General features: G+C 70.7%; 20 protein-coding genes. 14 read left to right on the forward strand and 6 right to left on the reverse strand.

The window, feature by feature from the left end:
- Position 1: 1 nt before the first annotated feature.
- Positions 2 to 277, reverse strand: coding sequence for an ATP-binding protein (locus tag AB0J64_RS27940; protein ID WP_364032779.1), 276 nt, complete (start codon positions 275 to 277; stop codon positions 2 to 4).
- Positions 278 to 439: 162 nt separating this feature from the next.
- Between AB0J64_RS27940 and AB0J64_RS27945 the strand changes: the two genes are divergently transcribed.
- The 4 genes from AB0J64_RS27945 to AB0J64_RS27960 all read left to right on the forward strand — a co-directional run bounded on the left by AB0J64_RS27945 (position 440) and on the right by AB0J64_RS27960 (position 5,231).
- Positions 440 to 949 (forward strand): (2Fe-2S)-binding protein, encoded by a 510-nt coding sequence (locus tag AB0J64_RS27945; protein WP_364032781.1) that lies wholly within the window; start codon positions 440 to 442, stop codon positions 947 to 949.
- On the forward strand, positions 949 to 1,914 hold the full coding sequence (locus AB0J64_RS27950; protein ID WP_364032784.1) for a xanthine dehydrogenase family protein subunit M: 966 nt from the start codon (positions 949 to 951) through the stop codon (positions 1,912 to 1,914). Before AB0J64_RS27945 ends, AB0J64_RS27950 begins: the two co-directional genes overlap by 1 nt.
- Positions 1,915 to 1,931: 17 nt before the next feature.
- Positions 1,932 to 4,091 (forward strand): xanthine dehydrogenase family protein molybdopterin-binding subunit, encoded by a 2,160-nt coding sequence (locus AB0J64_RS27955; protein WP_364032787.1) that lies wholly within the window; start codon positions 1,932 to 1,934, stop codon positions 4,089 to 4,091.
- A gap of 126 nt (positions 4,092 to 4,217) precedes the next feature.
- Entirely contained in the window at positions 4,218 to 5,231 is a 1,014-nt protein-coding gene (locus AB0J64_RS27960) for a substrate-binding domain-containing protein (RefSeq protein ID WP_364032790.1), read from the forward strand.
- Positions 5,232 to 5,356: 125 nt separating this feature from the next.
- Here the strand turns inward: AB0J64_RS27960 and AB0J64_RS27965 are convergent, their stop codons facing one another.
- Complete coding sequence (locus AB0J64_RS27965; RefSeq protein WP_364032793.1) at positions 5,357 to 5,614, reverse strand: molybdopterin dinucleotide binding domain-containing protein; 258 nt, start codon at positions 5,612 to 5,614, stop codon at positions 5,357 to 5,359.
- 206 nt (positions 5,615 to 5,820) lie between these two features.
- Here AB0J64_RS27965 and AB0J64_RS27970 point away from each other — a divergent pair, with 206 nt between their 5' ends.
- Positions 5,821 to 6,663: a universal stress protein gene (locus tag AB0J64_RS27970; protein ID WP_364032796.1), complete on the forward strand. Its 843-nt coding sequence runs from the start codon at positions 5,821 to 5,823 to the stop codon at positions 6,661 to 6,663.
- A gap of 57 nt (positions 6,664 to 6,720) precedes the next feature.
- On the opposite strand, the gene AB0J64_RS27975 is transcribed toward AB0J64_RS27970, so the two are convergent.
- Positions 6,721 to 7,431, reverse strand: coding sequence for a DUF305 domain-containing protein (locus AB0J64_RS27975; protein ID WP_364032799.1), 711 nt, complete (start codon positions 7,429 to 7,431; stop codon positions 6,721 to 6,723).
- A gap of 332 nt (positions 7,432 to 7,763) precedes the next feature.
- Here AB0J64_RS27975 and AB0J64_RS27980 point away from each other — a divergent pair, with 332 nt between their 5' ends.
- Positions 7,764 to 9,464, forward strand: a complete 1,701-nt coding sequence (locus AB0J64_RS27980; protein ID WP_364032802.1) for a GAF domain-containing protein — start codon at positions 7,764 to 7,766, stop codon at positions 9,462 to 9,464.
- A gap of 51 nt (positions 9,465 to 9,515) precedes the next feature.
- Here the strand turns inward: AB0J64_RS27980 and AB0J64_RS27985 are convergent, their stop codons facing one another.
- On the reverse strand, positions 9,516 to 10,355 hold the full coding sequence (locus AB0J64_RS27985) for a universal stress protein (RefSeq protein WP_364032804.1): 840 nt from the start codon (positions 10,353 to 10,355) through the stop codon (positions 9,516 to 9,518).
- A 131-nt stretch (positions 10,356 to 10,486) separates the two neighbouring features.
- Positions 10,487 to 10,834: an STAS domain-containing protein gene (locus tag AB0J64_RS27990; RefSeq protein ID WP_364032807.1), complete on the reverse strand. Its 348-nt coding sequence runs from the start codon at positions 10,832 to 10,834 to the stop codon at positions 10,487 to 10,489.
- 367 nt (positions 10,835 to 11,201) lie between these two features.
- Between AB0J64_RS27990 and AB0J64_RS27995 the strand changes: the two genes are divergently transcribed.
- The 5 genes from AB0J64_RS27995 to AB0J64_RS28015 all read left to right on the forward strand — a co-directional run bounded on the left by AB0J64_RS27995 (position 11,202) and on the right by AB0J64_RS28015 (position 15,220).
- Positions 11,202 to 12,689: an AAA family ATPase gene (locus AB0J64_RS27995; RefSeq protein WP_364032810.1), complete on the forward strand. Its 1,488-nt coding sequence runs from the start codon at positions 11,202 to 11,204 to the stop codon at positions 12,687 to 12,689.
- A 99-nt stretch (positions 12,690 to 12,788) separates the two neighbouring features.
- Positions 12,789 to 13,394, forward strand: coding sequence for a TetR/AcrR family transcriptional regulator (locus tag AB0J64_RS28000; RefSeq protein WP_364032813.1), 606 nt, complete (start codon positions 12,789 to 12,791; stop codon positions 13,392 to 13,394).
- A gap of 78 nt (positions 13,395 to 13,472) precedes the next feature.
- Positions 13,473 to 13,730 carry a GNAT family N-acetyltransferase gene (locus tag AB0J64_RS28005; protein WP_364032816.1) on the forward strand — a complete coding sequence of 86 codons (258 nt, stop codon included), beginning with the start codon at positions 13,473 to 13,475 and terminating at the stop codon, positions 13,728 to 13,730.
- A gap of 168 nt (positions 13,731 to 13,898) precedes the next feature.
- The gene (locus tag AB0J64_RS28010) at positions 13,899 to 14,738 is read left to right on the forward strand and encodes a universal stress protein (RefSeq protein ID WP_364032819.1); all 840 of its coding nucleotides are present in this window, start codon (positions 13,899 to 13,901) and stop codon (positions 14,736 to 14,738) included.
- The gene (locus AB0J64_RS28015; protein WP_364032822.1) at positions 14,735 to 15,220 is read left to right on the forward strand and encodes a CBS domain-containing protein; all 486 of its coding nucleotides are present in this window, start codon (positions 14,735 to 14,737) and stop codon (positions 15,218 to 15,220) included. Before AB0J64_RS28010 ends, AB0J64_RS28015 begins: the two co-directional genes overlap by 4 nt.
- Before the next feature lie 87 nt (positions 15,221 to 15,307).
- Here AB0J64_RS28015 and AB0J64_RS28020 read toward each other — a convergent pair whose 3' ends face one another.
- Positions 15,308 to 15,964 carry a pyridoxamine 5'-phosphate oxidase family protein gene (locus tag AB0J64_RS28020; protein WP_364032825.1) on the reverse strand — a complete coding sequence of 219 codons (657 nt, stop codon included), beginning with the start codon at positions 15,962 to 15,964 and terminating at the stop codon, positions 15,308 to 15,310.
- Positions 15,965 to 16,113: 149 nt separating this feature from the next.
- On the opposite strand from AB0J64_RS28020, the gene AB0J64_RS28025 reads away from it, so the two are divergent.
- The 3 genes from AB0J64_RS28025 to AB0J64_RS28035 all read left to right on the forward strand — a co-directional run bounded on the left by AB0J64_RS28025 (position 16,114) and on the right by AB0J64_RS28035 (position 18,389).
- Positions 16,114 to 16,974, forward strand: a complete 861-nt coding sequence (locus AB0J64_RS28025) for a universal stress protein (protein WP_364032828.1) — start codon at positions 16,114 to 16,116, stop codon at positions 16,972 to 16,974.
- 142 nt (positions 16,975 to 17,116) lie between these two features.
- Positions 17,117 to 17,323, forward strand: a complete 207-nt coding sequence (locus AB0J64_RS28030) for a hypothetical protein (protein ID WP_364032831.1) — start codon at positions 17,117 to 17,119, stop codon at positions 17,321 to 17,323.
- A gap of 88 nt (positions 17,324 to 17,411) precedes the next feature.
- Entirely contained in the window at positions 17,412 to 18,389 is a 978-nt protein-coding gene (locus AB0J64_RS28035) for a nitroreductase family protein (protein WP_364032834.1), read from the forward strand.
- The last annotated feature ends 102 nt before the right edge of the window (positions 18,390 to 18,491 follow it).

Genomic DNA, 18,491 nt, shown 5'->3' on the forward strand with positions numbered 1-18,491 from the left:
GTCACGGAGTGAAGCGGTAGCCCATGCCCGGCCGAGGTTGAGCAATCATGGTGAGACCTCCGCCGGGGGTCTCTTCGGGTGCGAGCGTGCCGCCCATGGCTTCGGTCAACCCCCGCGAAAGCGCGAGTCCCAGGCCCACGCCGGTGCCGTTGTCGCGGATCTCGGCCAGGTCGTCGTGCCGGCTGGCCGTGACGAGCGCCTGATGATTGTCGGGGCTGTGGCGGACGGCGTTCGACATGAGGCTGACCAGCGTTTGGTGGTTCTCGACGGCTTTCATACGGCGAGAGCCGGAATATTGACGCCATCTCTACGGGTCGCCAGTCATCGGAGGAGGAGACCCTCGCTGCGTGGCCTCCTCCACCGAAGGGCGGTTGTCAGGCGAGAATCATCCGATGTCTGCTCTTGACCGGCGAGCCGGCAAAGCTTAACGTTCCGCCGTATGGAGCACGCTGATCCCTCCCGGAGGCGGTTGTCAGGACAGGCGGCGGACGGCCTGGTCGAGGTGGCGTTCACGGTGAACGGCACCGCCGAGCGGCTCCGCGCGGACCCGCGGACGACGCTGCTCGACACCCTGCGGGAGCGGCTGGAGCTGACCGGCACGAAGAAGGGCTGCGACCGCGGGCAGTGCGGGGCCTGCACCGTGCACGTGGACGGCAGGCGGGTGCTGTCGTGCCTGACCCTCGTGGCCACGATGGACGGCCACGAGGTCACCACGATCGAGGGCCTGGCCGACGGCGACCGGCTGCACCCGGTGCAGCGGGCGTTCATCGACCGCGACGGCTTCCAGTGCGGGTTCTGCACGTCGGGGCAGATCATGTCGGCGGTGGCCGTGCTGCGGGAGGGGCATGCGCGGACCGACGCGGAGATCCGCGAGGCCATGTCGGGCAATGTCTGCCGCTGCGGCGCCTACCCGTACATCGTCGAGGCCGTGCAGCAGGCGCGGGCCTGATGCGCGCCTTCGGCTTCGCCGCGCCCCGCGGCATCGACGACGCCCTCAGCCTGGCCGGGGACGCCTCGGCCTTCCTCGCAGGCGGCACCACGCTGGTCGATCTGATGAAGCTCGACGTGCTCGCCCCCGAGCAGGTCATCGACATCAACCGCCTCCCGCTGCACGGGATCCGGTCCGGGCCGGACGGCCTGCGCATCGGCGCACTCGAGCGGATGGAGGACGTCGCCCGCCACGACGCCGTCGCGACCCACTACCCGCTCGTCTCGCAGGCGCTGCTCCTCAGCGCGTCACCGCAGCTGCGCAACATGGCCAGCATCGGCGGCAATCTCCTGCAGCGCACCCGCTGCGGCTACTTCCGCGATGTGGCGACGGCGTGCAACAAGCGCGCACCCGGCAGCGGCTGCCCGGCGCGGACCGGCGACAACAGAGGCCACGCCGTCCTGGGCACGAGCGTCTCCTGCGTCGCCACGCACGCGAGCGACGTCGCGGTGGCGCTGGTCGCGCTGGACGCGTCCGTACGGCTGCTCGGCGCCGACGGCGAGCGGACGGTCCCGCTGGCGGACTTCTACCTGCCGCCCGGCGACACCCCGCACGTGGAGAACCGGTTGCGACCCGGCGAGCTCATCACCGAGGTGATCGTGCCGCCTCTGCCGTGGGCCGGGCACTCCGTCTACATCAAGGTGCGCGACCGTCAGTCGTACGAGTTCGCGCTGGCCTCGGCCGCCGTGGCGGTCGATCTCCGCGACGGCGCCGTACACGATGCCCGGGTCGCGGTGGGCGGCGTGGGGACCGTGCCCTGGCGGCTGCCCGCCGTCGAGGCGGCGCTGCGCGCCGGCCAGAGCCGCGAGACAGCGGCCGCGCTCGCCGCGGAGGGCGCGCGCCCGCTGGCCGGCAACGCTTTCAAGGTGACACTGGTGCAGCGCGTGATCCTGCGCGCCCTGACGGAACTGGCAGGCCCGCGATGAGGCCCGTAATGAGGTCGGTGGACAGGGAAGACGGCCCCGTCAAGGTCACCGGCGCGGCGGTCTACGCGGCCGACAACCATCCGGACGGGCTCGCCCACGGTTACCTGCTCACCAGCACGATCGCGCGCGGCTCCATCCTCGCCATGGACACCTCTCTGGCGGAGAAGGCGCCCGGGGTGATCGCGATCTACACGCCGTTCAACCCGCTCGAGCTCCACCCGTACGCCAAGGAGGAGAACGCCGAGCTCACCCCGCCGCTGCAGGACACCGGCGTCCGCTACTACGGCCAGGCCATAGGACTGGTCGTGGCGGAGACGTTCGAGCAGGCCAGGGATGCCGCGGCGCTGGTGACCACCCGGTACGACGCCGAACGCCCCAGGGCGTCCTTCGCCGACGGCCTGGCGAGCGCCACCCCGCCGCCCAACGGCACGCCCGTCGTGGACGTGCTGGCCCCCGGTGTCTCCTCCATCGACGAGGCGCTGGCGGCCGGCGACGTCACCGTCACCGTCACGTACACCACCCCGGCCGAGACCCACGTCGCGATGGAGCCGCACGCCACCGTGGCGTTCTGGACCGGGGACCAGCTCACCGTCTACACAGCGAGCCAGGGCGTACGGCTGGTCGTGGACCGGCTGACGGAGACGCTCGCCATCGGCCCGGAGCGGATCCGCGTCATCAACCCGTACGTCGGGGGCGGCTTCGGCAACAAGTGGGGCATGTGGGCGCACACCCCGCTGACCGTGGCGGCGGCCCGCGCCCTCGATCGCCCGGTCAAGACCGTCCTCACCCGCGAGCAGGTGTTCACCGTGGTCGGGCATCGGCCGGTGACCGCCCAGACCGTCTCGCTCGGCGCCGCCAGGGACGGCACGCTCATCGCCGTCAAGAACGACGGCGTCTCCGGCAAGTCGGCATCGAACGACTTCTACGAGCAGGTCGCCAACCTCTCCCTGGCCCTGTACGGCTCGGCCAACCTGCACGTGAGCAGGAAGGTCGTCACTCTGGACGTGCCGGTCACCACCATCATGCGCGCCCCTCAGGAGTCCAACGGCTCCTTCGCGCTGGACAGCGCGATGGACGAGCTGGCCGCCGAGCTCGGCATGGACCCGCTCGACCTGCGCATGAAGAACGACACCGCCGTCCATCCGGCCAGCGGGCTGCCCTGGTCGAGCAAGCACCTGGCGGAGTGCTACACCCTGGGCGCCGAGCGGTTCGGCTGGTCGCGGCGCAGTCCCAGGCCCGGCGCGGTCATCGACGGCGACTGGCTGGTCGGCCTCGGCATGGGGACGGCGACCTACGGCGCGGGACGAGGCCAGGCCTCGATCAACGTTCGGCTGCGCGCCGACGGCCGCGCCGTGGTGTCGGGCACCGCGGCCGACCTGGGCACAGGACAGTCCACCGTCTTCGCCCTCCTCGCCGCCGACGCCCTCGGCATCCCGGTCGGCAGGGTCGTGCCGGTGCTCGGCGACTCCGCCACGCCTCCGGCGGCCAACGCGGGCGGCTCCGGCTCCACCTCCACCAACGGGCCGGCCGTCCGGCTCGCCGCCGACGCCGCCAAGGAGGCGATGGTCAGGCTCGCGACCGAACACGAGAAGTCGCCGTTCCACGGTCAGGAGGTCGCGTTCTCGGCCGGGGAGGTCAGGGCCGGCGGGCGCGGGATGCCCTTCGGCGAGCTGCTGACCCTGCTGGGCGTGCCCGCCGTCGAGGCCACCGCGACCTCGCCGCGCAACCCCGTGAAGGACCACGCGTTCAGGTCATTCGGCGCGCACTTCTGCGAGGTACGGGTCAACCGGTGGACCGGGGAGCCCCGGGTCACGCGGTGGCTGTGCGTGGTGGACGCGGGCACGATCGTCAACGCCAGGACGGCCCGCAGCCAGATCGTGGGCGGCATCGTCATGGGGATCGGTCAGGCGCTCCTGGAGGACCTGCGGATCGAGCCGGAGACGGGCCGGTTCGCCAACGCCACGATGGCCGACTACCTGGTCCCCGTGAACGCCGACATCCCCCACATAGATGTGGAGTTCCTGAATTATCCCGACACCTTGCTGAGCGACCTCGGCGCCCGCGGCATCGGCGAGTTCGGCATCGTCGGAGCGGCGGCAGCCGTGGCGAACGCCGTCCACAACGCCACCGGCAGGCGCATCCGCGACCTCCCCATCACCCTGGACAAGCTCCTGTGACGGGACTGCCCATGAGCAGGAGAATTCCGGCCCCTTTCACCTCAGACTAAAAGCGTTGCGACGAAACGGCATATCTGGCAATTTGAAGAGCGGAAAGATCACTTGGGCCTGCTGGGAGAGGAATCGATGCCGAGCAATTCTCGGCGTACCACGCTGGCCGCCGTCGCCGCCTCGGCCGGTGTGTCCGTGACCACTGTGTCCAAGGTGCTCAACGGCCGCCACGACGTCGCGCCGGCCACTCGTTCGCTGGTGCAGTCTCTGCTGCTGGAACAGGGCTACGTGCCGCGCTCGTCAGGGCAGGCCCACGCGCGGAGTACGGCCACGGTAGAGCTGTGGGTGGACGATCTGTGCGCGTACTCCACCGAGGCCATCAAGGGCACGGTCGAGGCCGGAGCCGAGTCGGGCGTCGCGGTCGTCGTCACCTATCCGAAGGACAGAGCCGGCGAAGGGGTCTCCTGGGCGCGCGACCTCGTGGCCGCCGGGCGTCGAGCGGTGATCACCCTGATGAGCGTGCCGACCCCGGCCCAGCTCGCCGCGCTGTCCAAGGCCCACCTCCCGGTGGTGGTCATCGATCCGTTGAACCTGCCGGACACCCTCGTGACCAGCGTCGGAGCCACCAACTTCGCCGGCGGTCTGTCCGCCACACAGCATCTGCTGGAGCTCGGCCACCGCCGCATCGCCTATCTCGGCGGACCCGCGACTTCGACCACCAACCAAGCACGCATGCATGGCTACCGCGCCGCCATGGAGGCCGCGGGGGTGCCCGTGCCATCCGAGTACGTCCGCACCCCGGGCTTCGGCTATCCCGACGGGATGAGAGAAGGAGCCGCCCTGCTCGACCTGCGCCCCGCGCCGACGGCCATCTTCGCGGCCGGCGACGAGAGCGCCATGGGAGCCATACAGGCGGCCAGGGCCCGCGGCCTGCGCATCCCCGAAGAGCTCAGCGTCGTCGGCTTCGACGACACTGAGATCGCCACCATGACCTCGCCGCAGCTGACCACCGTACGCCAGCCGCTGCGCGAAATGGGCGCCGTCGCCCTGCGCACCGCGCTGCGCCTGGCCGCCGGCGAGGACATCGAATACCGCCACATCGAGCTTGCTACCAAACTCGTCATACGCGGTTCGACACTCGCCGCCTGACCGAGAACGCCCGGCCCGCGTGAGCAACCCGCTGACCTTCGTCACGATGCGCCTCCACAGGCATCGGCAGCACTCTGCCCACGGGAGCGCGAGCCGCTGCCGCCCTGCGGGATGGCTGCAGCCGGCTAAGGGGGCCCGCCGGGTGACAGCCGTACGGCGGTGACCTTGTACTCCGGGCACGACGTGACCGTGTCCGCGTGGCCCGAGGTGAGGGCGTTCACCCCGCTGGCGGGGAAGTGGAACGCGCAGAAGAGCTGGCCGGGCGCGGTCTCGTCGGTGATGCGGGCGTTCAGCGTGGCGCGTCCGTGGCGGCTTTCCACGGTGACCGGGTCGGCCACGCCGGTCGGCCAGAGCCCGGAACGTGTCAAAGGGACGGTCCGCAACGGACGACCTTCCCGTTTTCCCCGGTCAGGACACACGTGCGGTGGTAGAAGGCCGCCTCTGGCCTGAGCCGGGAGCGGAACGGCGACGCATGGACACGCATGGGCGGCCGGTGACCACGGCGCAGTCTTGAGGGCCTTTGCCGTGGCTTTGTCGCGTTCCGGGCAGGAGGTACGCACGGGGAAGGCTTCTGATGAAAGGCGGGACCATGAACGATGTCATCGTCGTGGGGACCGACGGTTCGCCGGGCGCCGACGCCGCGCTCACCTGGGCAGCCGACGACGCGGCACGCAAGGGGCTCCGGCTTGAGCTCGTCCACGTGATCGAACGTGGCACCTACGATCTTCCGCGTTATCCCATCCCCGGCCTGCTGGAGACGCTTGGGGAGGCCGCCGAGCTGATGCTGGAGGAGAAAGTCGGGACTGTCATGGCCGGATGGCCCGACGTCCAGGTCGCCGCCAGGGTGGTGACCGGATCGGCGGTGGCGGAGCTGCGGGTGCGGGCGGAGTCGGCCGCCGAACTGGTGGTCGGCCGCCGCGGGCGCGGTGGGTTCGCCAGCGCGTTGCTCGGCTCGGTGAGCCTGGGCGTGGCGGGCCACGTCCACGGCACGGTCGTCGTGGTACGGGAGGCGGCGGCCGAACGCGGGCGGCTCGTGGTGGGCGTGGACGAGACCGATTCCTGCGAGCCCGCCCTGGCCCATGCCTTCGCCGAGGCCTCCCTGCGCCGGGCGGCGCTGCGCGCCCTCTACGCCTACGCTGTCCCCGTCCACGCGGTCTCGCTCGACCTGGACCGGCTCCAACGAGCCCAGTACGAGTTCCTTCGCGATCGCCTCGCCCCTTGGCGGGCCAAGCACCCCGAGGTCAAAGTGATCGAGGACATCACCTCCGTTCATCCGGTGGCGGCTCTCACCGATGCGTCCAGGGACGCCGACCTGGTCGTGGTGGGCAACCGGGGGTACGGCGGCATGGCGTCCGCGGTGCTGGGCTCCGTCAGCCACGGCGTGCTGCACTACGCTCACTGCCCGGTCGCCGTTGTCCGCCGCCATGCCTGACCCGCACCGGGAGCATCTGGCACGCGAGCGGGCCGGCGGCGCTGACGGCAGGGCTGCTCAGCCCATCATGTGGCGCGGCCCGTGTGGGCCCGGCCTGTCCCATCTGCCACAGGGCCTGCCCCGTTCACCGAACCAGTCGGCGAGGTAACGGCGCATCCGGAACATCTCGGCATGCTGGTTGTCGCGTATCTTCGCGGCGAGTTCCGCGACCTCGGGATGCTCGGCCCGCCCGGACGCCAGCAGCTGCTGCGACATCATGATCGCCGCCATGTGGTGCGGAATCATGTCCTGCAGGAACGCCTCATCGAGCGCATCGCCGGAGAGTCCGGACAGGTCGCGCATCATCGGCTGATAGTCGCGCGCTGCCGGGTGCCCCGGATACCAGTTCGCCAGCCACTCCTTCATGGTGGCGATCTCGGCGTTCTGCGTCGTGACGATCGAGGCGCCCAGGGCGCGCATCTGGGGCCGGTTCGAGCGCTGAAGCTGCCGGGCCGCGGCTACTGCTTCTTCATGGTGGGCCACCATTTGGCGCAGATAGCCGGCCTCGTCGCTGACGTACATGTGGCGCATCCAGCCGCACGGGCCCATGGGGCCCCAGCCGGTCGGCGTGGCGGTCGGCTGCCAGACGGCGGCCGCAGGCGGCGTGGCGCCGGCCGTGGTGCCGGCCGTGGCGCCGGCGATGCCGGTCACCGCCGCCGCGGCGGCCAATGCCGCCCCGACCGCGATCGCCGCTGTTGCCGGACGTTTCATGTCGGCCCCCAGCGTCATGTGTCCTCTTCCCCGACCCTGCAAGTCTGCGTGCGCATGGCACTGGCAGGGCAGTGCCATGCGACCCTGATGACCAGGACCAACGTCCCGACCGCGGGGGACAGGTACGCCCTGGCGCGGGCGTCCGCTCCCGGCCGTCAGCGCATCCGCCGCAGCAGCGGCGAGGGCGACGGCTCGCAGGGTGTCACCCGGATCCGGGCGTCCACCGTGGTGGCGCCCTCCGGTACGACGATGACCGGGTTGAGCCGCTCGACCGCATCTGCCGCTACTGCGACCGCATCTCAAAACCGGCTCACTAGGCGGCGTTCCGCCGCGGTGCGAGACTGATCGACATGGAAAGCGAGCACCGTCCGTTGATGCCGCAGATGCGGCTCGATGAGCTGCTGGCAGAACTACAGGTACGGCTCACCGCCGTGCTGGCCACCCGCGACCGGGTGCACGCGCTCCTCGAAGCCGTCGTGTCCGTGGGCAGCGACCTCGACCTGGAAACAGTGCTGCGCCGCATCGTGGAGACCGCGACCAAGCTGGTCGACGCCGGCTACGGCGCGCTCGGTGTCGTGGGGCTGGAGAGCACACTCCTCCAGTTCATCCCGGTCGGGCTGAGCGAGGAGGAGATCGCTCGCATCGAGCACTGGCCGCACGGCCTCGGCCTGCTCGGATTGCTGATCAAGGACGCCCGGCCGCTGCGGCTGCGCCGCATCTCCGACCACCCCGAGTCGTACGGCTTCCCGCCCGGCCACCCGCCGATGGGTTCCTTCCTCGGTGTCCCGGTACGGGTGCGCGACGAGGTGTTCGGCAACCTCTACCTGACCGAGAAACGCGGCGGCGGCGACTTCGACGAAGAGGATGAGGCCATCGTGATCGCGCTGGCCACCGCGGCGGGTGTCGCCGTCGAGAACGCCCGCCTGTACGAGGAGTCGCGGCGGCGCGAGACCTGGCTGCAGGCCTCCTCGGAGATCACCACGAGCCTGCTGTCCGGCGCCGAGCCGGGTCAGGTGCTCACCGCGGTGGCCGCGCGCGCCCGCCAGATGAGCGACGCCGACCTGGTCCAGGTGCTGCTGCCGAATCCGGCGGGCGACTCGCTGCGGGTGGAGGTCGCCGAAGGAGAGGGCGCGGAGGAAGTGCTGGGGACCGCCTTCGAGGTGTCGGCCACGCTCGCGGGCGACGTGTTCGCGCAGGGGGAGCCGATGTCCGACGCGGACCTGCAGAGCGCTCCCTACCCGGACTCGCCGTTGCAGCGGCTGGGTTACGGCCCTGGGCTCATGATTCCGCTGGGCACCCTGCCGCATGTGCATGGGGTGCTGGCGCTGGCCAAGCGGAGCGGGCGGCTGCCGTTCAGCACCGCGGACCAGCAGATGCTGCATGCCTTCGCCGGCCAGGCGGCGATCGCGCTGGAACTGGCCGAGGCACGCCGGGACGCGGAGCGCCTCGGCCTGCTGGAGGACCGGGACCGGATCGCCAAGGACCTGCACGATGTGGTGATCCAGCGATTGTTCGCGACCGCGATGACGTTCATGAGCACGGTGCGGCTGGTGGACCATCCGGAGGCGGCCAAACGGCTGCAGCGCGGCATCGACGAGCTGGATGAGACGATCCGGCAGATCCGCTCGTCCATCTTCGCCCTGCAGGTCTCTCATGACCAGGCCGCACCCAGCCTGCGGGCGCAGATCGTGGATCTGGTGGAGGGCGCCGGCAGCCATCTGGGCTTCATGCCGGGCCTGCGCATGGAAGGGCAGATCGACACGCTGGTGCCGGAACCCGTCGCCGAGCACCTGCTGGCCGTCCTGCGCGAGGCCCTGTCCAACGTGGTACGCCACTCCCACGCCACCCGGGCCGCCGTCTCCGTCGAGGTGGCGAGCGACGGCCTCACCCTCACGGTCTCGGACAACGGCGTCGGCCTGAAGGAGAGCGGACGTCGGAGCGGTGTGCGCAACATCGAGGAACGGGCCGGCCGCCTCGGCGGTACCGCAGAGCTGGAGAGCCCTGGCCCGGAAGGGACAGGCACGCGGCTGCGCTGGCACGTCCCTTTGTGAGGTCCGGCGGCCCAGGAGAACGGGCCACCGGAGGCGGGCGTCGCGCTCCTTTCAACGCACGATCGCGACCGGGCAGGGCGCATGCCGCAACATGGCCGCGGTCACGGAGCCGAACCGTCCGTGCGGGCTCCCGACGACCACCAGGGTCGCGTCCGTGACGGCGGCGAGCGCCTCGCCTGCCGGTGACTGTGTCGTACGCGCCTCGATCATGACGTTCGGCTGCTTCTCCCTCCATGGCCGGAGGACCTGCGCCAGCCAGGTGCCGGCGGCGTTTCCGACGGCCATGGGGTCGAGGGCGGGGAACGCGATCCCTCCCCAGGCCACCGGAGGCTGGTGCCAGGCGTGCACCGCGAGCAGCGGAAGGCCGCGTACGGTCGCTTCCGCGCAGGCGAAGGCGAGCACCGCGTCGGCCTTGCCGTCGTCCGCCAGGCCCGCCACGATCGGTCCCTGGTGGGGCCTGCGAGGCAGCGGACCCCTGCCACGGACGACGATGACCGGGCACTGGGCGTGGGCCACGACATGGGCTGCCACGGAGCCGGTCACCGCTCGCGCCACGGCGCCCAGTCCACGCGAGCCGACCACGAGCAGTCCGGCCTCGGCCGACAGCTCCTCCAGCCGCCTGGTCGTCGAGCCCTCGTACAGATCAGGCCGCACGTCCAGTCCTGGGGAGCCGGCTCGAGCGCAGTCGGCGCCGTGCCACAGCACGTGCTCGGCCGCATGGTGCAGCGAGTCACGGGCCGCCGGATCACCGTCGCCGTACGGCCATTGCCACGCGTGGCAGACGACGAGGGGCAGCTTTCGGAGCTCGGCCTCGTCGATCGCCCAGTCCAGGGCCTGCATCGAGTGGTCGGAGCCGTCGTAGCCGATCACCACGCCCCTTGTCTCGTTCACATATCCACTCTTGGCAGACCACAGCGCCCTAGGGGAGGCCACAACCGGTTGGTCCTAAGGCTTTGCCCTATTGCGGTCAGCGCTTTGACCCGGACCTGGAGGGGGAGGGATGGAGGGTTTCATCCCAGTGATCAGGCGAGGATGGAGAATCGGTGGTCCAGATCGAAGATCCTGAACAGGCGGGCGACGCGTTCGGGGACGCGGGACAGGTACAGGTGTGCGCCGACGTCCCGGGCCCTGTCGTCGGCACGGATGAGCGCTGTGAGTCCCGACACGTCCATGAACGACACGTCGCCCAGGTCGACCTCGATGGTCGAGCTCGGGCCGTTCATCGTACCGATAAGCAGGTCCTCCAGCGGTGGCGCCGTCGCGACGTCGACCTCGCCACAGACCGTGACCTTCGCCGTGCCGTTCACCGCCTGCTTGAAAAGCTCGAAGGGGCTTCTGTACGCGCCTGGATGGACAAACTTCCGCTTCATCTCCGCCTCCAGTCGAGTGCTGCCACGGGGCGCAGACCGTCTTACCGGATCACTCCATGCTGGTCGGTCGCCAAAGGCCGCAGTAGGGCCGAAGGTCCCACCCCTAGGCTCCCAAAGTCCTCAGGACCGGGACTGACCAGGTCAGACGCATGAGAGGCGAGGACAACCCTGACCAACGGCCGCCACGACTCGGGACTTCCGGCCCTATGCCCTGCCTTCGCCCGGAGCTGTGATGAAAGCGACCGACAAGGAGGAGCGCGAGGACCGCGCCGGTACCCGGACCTCATGACGTCCACAGCCAGGTGCGGGAGGCAACGTCGTCACCGACCTCACCGTGTGGGGCGGTGCCTGACAAGAAGGTGGGCCCGTGTTCACCGAGATCAAGGAGACGCATGCCGCGGTGGTGTTCCTGCTCGGCGAGCATGCGTACAAGCTGAAGAAGCCCGTCGACCTCGGCTTCCTCGACTTCCGCACGGTGCGCGCGAGGCAGGTGGCCTGCCGCCGTGAGGTGGAGCTGAACCGCAGGCTGGCCCCCGACGTCTACGAGGGCGTGGCCGACGTGCTCGGCCCGGACGGCACGGTCTGCGAGCATCTCGTCGTGATGCGCCGCATGCCCGACGAGCGCCGCCTGGCCACGCTCGTTCGGGTGGGCAAGCCCGTGGACGAGCAGGTGCGCTCGGTGGCGCGGCAGCTCGCCGGGCTGCACGCCAGGGCCCGGCGCGGCCCGCAGATCGACCGGGAAGGCACTCGTGAGATGCTGCGCGGGCGCTGGACGGACAGTTTCCGGCAGGTACGCGGCCTGCCCGGCGCCACGATCGAGCCCGGCGTGCTGGACGAGATCGAGCGCCTCGCGCTGCGCTTCCTGTCCGGCAGAGCGTCCCTGTTCGATGCGCGCATCGCCGAGGGCCGCATCGTCGACGGCCACGGCGATCTGCTGGCCGAGGACATCTTCTGCCTGGACGACGGGCCGCGGATTCTCGACTGCCTGGAGTTCGACGAGCGCCTGCGCTTCGTGGACGGCCTGGACGACGCCGCCTTCCTCGCCATGGACCTGGAGTGGCTCGGCGCGCCGCGGCTGGCCGAGCTGTTCCTGCGCTGGTACGTCGAGTTCAGCGGCGATCCGGCGCCGACGGCGCTGTGGCACCACTATGTCGCGTATCGCGCTTTCGTCCGCGCCAAGGTCGCCTGCCTGCGCCACCGGCAAGGCGACATGGACGCCGGGTGGGAGGCGCGGCGGCTGGCCGAGCTCGCGCTCCGCCATCTGCACGCGGGAGCGGTCACGCTGGTTCTCGTCGGCGGCCCGCCTGCGAGCGGGAAATCGACGCTGGGCGGCGCGTTGGCCGATCGGCTCGGGTACACGCTGCTGCGCAGTGACCGCATCCGCAAGGAGCTGGCCGGTCTCGATCCGGCGCGGTCCGCGAGCGCGCCGTACCGGCAGGGGATCTACGATCCCGCGCACACCGCCCGGACCTACGCCGAGCTGCTGGCGCGCGCCGAACTCCTGCTCCGGCAGGGCGAGCCGGTCGTGCTGGACGCCTCCTGGAGCGATGAGGGGCATCGTGCGACGGCCGCGGAGGTGGCCGGCCGGACCTCCAGCGACATGGTCGCGCTCCTGTGCACCGTCATGCCTCAGATCGCCTCCGCCCGGCTCGCCACCCGCCGGCCCGAGCTCTCCGACGCGGACGAAACCGTCGGCGCCGCCATGACCGCGGCCATGCCGCCGTGGGCGGGCGCGATCGAGATCGACACCAGCGCTTCCCCGCAAGAGACGCTGGCACGTGCGCTGGCCGCCGTCCACCCGCCTGAGCGGAAGGTGTCGTGGCGTTTTCAGAGATCTCAGATGGAACCCGACTGACCGGCGGGTCCGCAGTGGCGCCCGTCACCGTCCTGACCTGCGGCTGGTGTACCATAACGCTCGTTACGTAACAAGCGTTCTGTATCCCGGGGGGGGCAAGTGCCCAAGCAGGTCGATCAGGATGAGCGCCGCCAGGCGATGTCCGAGGCCGTGTGGCGGGTTGTCGCCGAGCGCGGCATGGACGGGCTGACCATGCGGGCGGTCGCCGACGCGGCCGGATGCACGACGGGCATGGTGACCCACTACTTCCGCGACAAGAAGGCGCTGATGGCCCACGCCAGATCTGTCATGCACCACCGCATGGCCCACCGTGCCGACGTACTCGCCGCCCAGAGCACCGCCCGGGAGACACTGCGGTCGGTGTGCGAGCAGGCATTGCCGCTGGATGCCGAGCGGCGTCTGGAGACCGTCGTGTGGATGCACTTCCAGCTCGCCGCCCGCACCGACGCCGAGCTGCTGCACCTGCATGCGTCCGCTCACGCCTCCTGGGTCCACCGCCTCACCGGCGCCATGCGCGCCGCGCTCGGCCGGCCGGAGCCCGCGGACCTGGAAGAGCGGGTCCACAGTCTGGTCGCCTGCCTGGACGGCCTGGCGCTGAACGCTGTGACCGATCCCGACGCCTACCCGCCCGAGCTCCTGCGCCGCGTTCTTGCGACTCACCTTGATCTGGTCCTGGCAACCCCGGAAGGAACCGCGCATTCATGACAACCGCCGACGTGTCCATCACCGTCGCCGCGAGCGACGACCCCAGAATCCGGCGGTTGGTGGCCGAACATCCAGCCCTTGCCCGACGGTGCCGCCGAGCTCAAGCGCATGTATGTGACCGCTGCGGCCCGCGGCCGCGGTGTCGCCAGACGGTTGCTGGCCGAGGCCGAACGCATCGCCACCGCACACGGCCACCCCGAGATCCGCCTGGAGACCGGTGTCCGCCAGCCCGAGGCCATCGCGCTGTACACCCGTGCCGGCTACACGATCATCCCCAACTATCCGCCCTACGAGCACGAACCGCTCAGCCGCTGCTATGCCAAGCTGCTGTCCTGACCTGGCCCCACGCTGCTGGTGGCGGGCAGGGCGCTCTCCGTGACCAACGCCACAGCCGTTCGGGTTGAGGACCAACGTCACCCCCGATTCGGGACTTCGTCCCCGGGCGCGACAAGCGCGCTGTCGCGAAAGTGGAGGTGAGAGAGGACAGAGGAAAGTGAGGGCGTGATGGCAGGTCACATCGTGGTCGGTGTGGACGGGTCCATGCCGGCGACCGCGGCCGTGGAGTGGGCCGCCGCCGACGCGCAGCGCCGCGGCCTGGCCCTGCGGATCGTGCACGTGTGCCAGCAGCGGCCGCACAGCGAGAGCGCCGAGTACTGCGCCGGTGCGCTGGAGGCCGCCGCGGTTCGAGCCCATGAACTCACCAGGGATGTCAAGGTGACGACGGAACTGCTCAGCGGCGACGTGATCAACGATCTGGTCGCGGAGTCGGCGTCGGCGGACAGCCTGGTGCTGGGCAGCAGAGGGCTCGGCGGGCTCGCCGGGATGGTGCTCGGGTCGGTCGGCACGGCCGTGGCCGGGCACGCCGCCGGACCGGTCGTCATCGTCCGGGCTCCCAGCCCGTTGCGGCACGACAGGGTCGTCGTCGGCTACGACGGTTCGGAGTGTTCCGAGGCCGCGATGGCCTACGCCGTCGAGCAGGCCAGAGCCCGTGGGGCCCGGTTGCACGCCGTTTCCGCCTGGCAGCTTCCGGCGTTCTCGCCGTACGCCGTCGCCTACGGCAGCCTGATCGAGGATCTCATGCGGGAGGAGGCCCGCGCGGCGCGGGAGCGCGTCATTCCCTGGCGCGAGAGGAACCCCGATCTCGTCATCACCGACGAGCAGCCGTGCGAGCACCCGGTCAAAGCACTGATCGACGCGGCTGGGACGGCCGATCTGGTCGTGGTGGGCTCGCGCGGCCTCGGCGGCTTCGCCTCGGCGGTGCTCGGCTCCGTCAGCCACGGCGTACTGCACCACGTGGCCTGCCCGGTCGCCGTCGTGCGGCCACGCGCGAAGGAGGAGTCATGACCATCGAAACACTGACCGCCGAACAGGTCATGAGCCGGGTCCTGGTGGCCATCAAGCCGGACGAGTCACCGTTGATGGCCTGGGAGCTGATGCGCCGCGCCGACGTGCATCACCTGCCGGTCCTCGACGGACGGCACGTGCTGGGCATCCTGACGCGCGAGCGGGTGGCGGCATCCTGGTCGGGCGGGCCGCAGGAGCAGTCCAGCCGCCAGGTCAGGACGTTGCTGCAAGGCGAGCGCAGGCCGGTGATCCGCCCGGACACCCCGTTGGCCCGGGTCGCGGCGGCGATGCTCGACGCCGGATGCGACGCCCTGCCGGTGGTCGACGCGGGCGGACTGATCGGCCTGGTCACGGCCCGTGACGTGCTGGCGGCCGTCGCCGGTCGTGTCCGGTCCACCCAGACGCCCGGTGAAGTGGTCACCGGGATGTTCCACCTCGAGCCCGTCCTGCCCCGGATGCCCTCGCCAAGAGGGGCGCGATGAAGGCGCCTGCTCCGTGAGCGCCCGGCGGGCTCCGGCCCGCCGGGCGCAGTCGTGCGGCACCGGCCGGTGGGCCGGGTCGTGGATCGGTCAGAGACCGTGGATGCGGCGGCCGGTGATCTTGTGCGGGACGATGCGGATGTACAGCTGGCGCTCGCCGCCCGCCCATGGGGTGACGTCGGCGTGGGTCACCTTCTCCACCTCGTCCTCCGGTACGTGGTGGGCGGGGCCCTGGATGAGCACGCTCCAGCCGGCCCGCTGGGCCTCGTCGATCCGGTCCACCTGGAAGCCGATCTTGATCTCTACACCTTGCAGGCCGGTGCGCAGGTCCTGGTCCATGGGGCCGCCGCGGGCCGTACGGAAGACGACGGCGCCCTCGTGCAGCTTGTAGTTCACGGGCAGCACGGTGGGCCCGTCCGGGCCGTTGAACGCCACCCGGCCGATGCCGCCCGGCTCGACCAGCCGCAGGCACTCCTCGGGTTCGAGGACCTCCAGCACAGGATGGGCCGCGGCAGGACCGGGGCCGGGCGGGCGATCGCGCCCGCCGCCCAGCAGGTCCTGGATCGTGGTCTCCAGAGCGGCGGCCAGGCGGGTCACCGTCCCCATGTCGGGCATGTCCAGATGGCTCTCCAGGTACTGGATGTATCCGGTGGACATGTCCGCCCGGTCGGCGACCTGCTCGACGGTGAGACCGAGCCGGTCTCGGTGATAGCTGATGCGACGGCCGAAGTCACCACTGCCGGTCATGGGCGCGTCCTTCCTTGGCTGCTGGTGCCCATGAAGCTACCCGCGTATTTCCGCAGCAGACAGGGCCCTTCGTCCCTGCCGTGACCGACCTCCGGCCCTGCTGCGACCGGGCCGAGCGCGGTCCGATGGAGGTGACGAAGGAGGACATCATGATCATCGTAGGCGTGGACGGCTCCGTGGCCGCGCGAGCCGCGGTGGAGTGGGCGGCCCAGGACGCGTTCCGCATGCGGGTGCCGCTGCGGATCGTGCACGCCGTGGACCGCTCGCCGTACCAGATCGGCAAATACCCCAACGCCATCCTTCCGGACGTGCTGCTGCGAGAGGGACAGAGGATCCTGAACGAGGCGGAGGCGCTCGTGCGCGAGCGGCGGCCCGCCGTCGAGGTCATGACCGAGGACCTCGAGGGCGCGCCGGCCGAGGTCCTGCGTGCGCAGGCCAAGGACGCCACCGAGGTCGTGGTCGGCAGCCGCGGGCTCGGCGGGTTCGCCGGCGCGCTGCTGGGCCCCGTCAGCATGCACGTCGCCGGCCACGTGAACTGTCCCGTCGTGGTCGTCCGGGCCGAACATCGGCCGGCGTACGGGGAGGTCGTGGTCGGCGTCGACGACTCGCCGGAATGCGAGCCCGCGCTGGCCTACGCCTTCGAGCAGGCGAGGCTCCGGGGGAGCGCGCTGCGGGTGGTACACGCCTGGCAGCTGCCGGTGCATGCCTTCGCCCCGGAGGCCTCCTACGACATGGACGAGGTACGTACGGCGCAGCACCAGGTCGTCCGCGACCGGACGGCGATCTTCGGCAGGGACTATCCGCAGGTGAAGCTGGTCGAGGACGTGCAATCCGCGCATCCGGTCGACGCGCTCGCCGACGCGTCCGAACGAGCGGACCTGCTGGTGGTGGGCTCACACGGGCGCGGCGCGCTGAGCTCGGTGCTGCTCGGCTCGGTCAGCCGGAGCGTCCTGCACCACGTCCGCTGCCCGGTGGCGGTGGTGCGCGCTACTTCCGGGGGCGTGCGATGAAAGTCGTGATGACGATCACGGCAGCGAGGATCACGGAGATGACGACGATCGCGACCGGCAGATTCATGACAGGCCTCCCGTGGAGTTCGACACCTCCAGCGCACGTCAGCCACCGAGCCCCCGCCAGAGGCCAAGGTCCTGCATGCCGTCCCGAGCCGCGCGGATCCTGCTGCCGATGGAGGGATTCGTCTGGTCCGCGAACGCCGGTCTGGGCTCGCTGCCGGTGCACGGGTTCGACCGCTACCGCGCAGGAGCAGGCAAGACGCGTCAGCGTCACGTCATCGCGGCGGACGGGAGGGTGCAGAGCGTCGCCGTGAGCCGATGGGGCAACACGGACAAGGGTGCGTAAGGAGGGCCGATGCCCCTGGCAGCATGGGACCTTCGGCCCTGACCGGACCGCCCTCGGCATGATGCGCTGGGCTGTGGAGGTGGTGGTCATGACCGTCGTTTCCGCGAAGCACGCGCTGGAAGCCGCAGTGGAGGCCGCGCGCTGGGCGCCGTCCGTGCACAACACGCAGCCCTGGACCTTCGTGGTGTCCGAGCAGGAGATCGGCCTGCGGGCCGACCCGGACAGGAAGCTGCGCGAGAGCGATGTCTCGGGCCGTGAGCTGCTGATCAGCTGCGGAGCGGCCCTGTTCACCATGCGTACGGCGATGCGGTGCGAGGGCTTCGAGCCGGTGGTGCGTACTCTCCCCGACCCGGACCGCCCCTCGCTGCTGGCCACGCTCCGCCCGGGCGCCGAAGCGCAAGCGGACGAAACCATCAAGGCACTGGGCGGCGAGATCGAACGCCGGCGCACGCACCGGGCGGGCTTCGCCGACGTGCCCGTCCCGGACGCAGTGGTCGAGCGGCTGGTCCTCGCGGCCATGGAGGAGTGCGCCAAGCTGACGCCCGTCCGCTCCCCGGACGCGATCAGGGTGATCGCCGGGCTCACCCAGGCCGCGCAGGGCGTACAGGCGCAGGATCGCCGCTTCAGCCTGGAGATGATCCGCTGGGCGCGGCCACCCGACAGCAGCCGTACGGACGGGGTGCCCGCGCAGGGCTACCCGCGCGAAGCGGCGCGTACCGACCCGAAGTTCCCGCAGCGCGCGTACGCCTGGCAGCACGGCTGGGGCAGCGAGGCCGACCAGCGGGGCGCGACGGCTGTCGGGGTCGTGGCGCTGCTCACCACACGGGGCGACAGCCGCCAGGACTGGATCGACGCGGGCCAGGCGCTGCAGCACGTGCTGCTCGAGGCCTCGGCGTACGGCGTCAGCGCCGCCTTCCACACGCAGGCGCTGGAGATGGAGCCGCTCCGCGAGTTCCTGCGGCTCCAGCTCTGCTCGGGCGAATATCCGCAGATGATCATGAGGCTGGGCGTCACCTTCGACGACAAGGACTCGATCCGCCGCCCGCTGTCCGAGATCATCGAATAACCGTACAATTCTGAATATTTTATCGGAAATTCCCAAACGGGGATTCCCGGCCCGCACCTGAAAGTAAAGTAGCGACAAATCCACCGAAAATCGTTACCCTTC

It is taken from the genome of Nonomuraea sp. NPDC049695 (assembly GCF_040674955.1).
Lineage (GTDB): Bacteria > Actinomycetota > Actinomycetes > Streptosporangiales > Streptosporangiaceae > Nonomuraea > Nonomuraea helvata.